The following is a 776-nucleotide window of genomic DNA, read 5'->3' as shown; positions in this document are numbered from 1 at the left end:
AGCAGGCCTTCGGCACTTTCCACGCGGTGGCCGTTGGCGCCGTAGGCTTCGGCATATTTGACGAAGTCCGGGTTGCCGTAGTCCAGGCCGAAATCGGTGAAGCCCATGTTGGCCTGCTTCCAGCGGATCATGCCGTAGCCGTCGTCACGCAGGATCACCACGGTGATGTGCATGCCCAGACGTACTGCAGTTTCCAGTTCCTGGCTGTTCATCATGAAGCCGCCGTCGCCACACACCGAGATTACCGGGCGGTCCGGGTGCACCAGGTGCGCAGCCATTGCCGATGGCAGGCCGGCGCCCATGGTCGCCAGGGCGTTGTCCAGCAGCACGGTGTTTGGCTTGTGCGCTTTGTAGTTGCGGGCGAACCAGATCTTGTAGATGCCGTTGTCCAGGGCGACGATGCCTTCGGACGGCAGTACACGACGGATGTCAGCCACCATGCGCTGTGGGTAGACCGGGAAGCGGTCGTCGTCGGCGCCTTCGGCGATCTGTGCTTCGTTGGCCTCACGGATGGCCATCAGGCGGGTGAAGTCCCAGTGCGACGTGTCGTTCAGCGCTTCACTGATCTGCCACACGGCGTTGGCGATGTCGCCGATCACTTCTACTTGCGGGAAGTACACGGCATCGACTTCGGCAGAGCGGAAGTTGATGTGGATGACTTCGGTGCCGCCACGGACCATGAAGAACGGTGGCTTCTCGATCACATCGTGGCCGATGTTGATGATCAGGTCGGCGGCTTCGACGGCGCGGTGAACGAAGTCGCCCGACGACAGCGC

At 62.1% G+C, this 776-nt stretch carries 1 protein-coding gene; it reads right to left on the bottom strand.

Annotation, left to right across the window (positions count from 1 at the left end; genetic code table 11):
* A partial coding sequence (locus tag N5D53_RS27615; protein ID WP_279841145.1) for a thiamine pyrophosphate-dependent enzyme occupies window positions 1-776 on the bottom strand: 776 nt, incomplete at both ends.

Source organism: Pseudomonas sp. GD03862 (genome assembly GCF_029840855.1).
Taxonomy (GTDB): domain Bacteria; phylum Pseudomonadota; class Gammaproteobacteria; order Pseudomonadales; family Pseudomonadaceae; genus Aquipseudomonas; species Aquipseudomonas alloputida.
The sequence above is the reverse complement of the archived record's forward strand: the minus strand, read 5'-3'. Positions and strand labels throughout refer to the sequence as shown.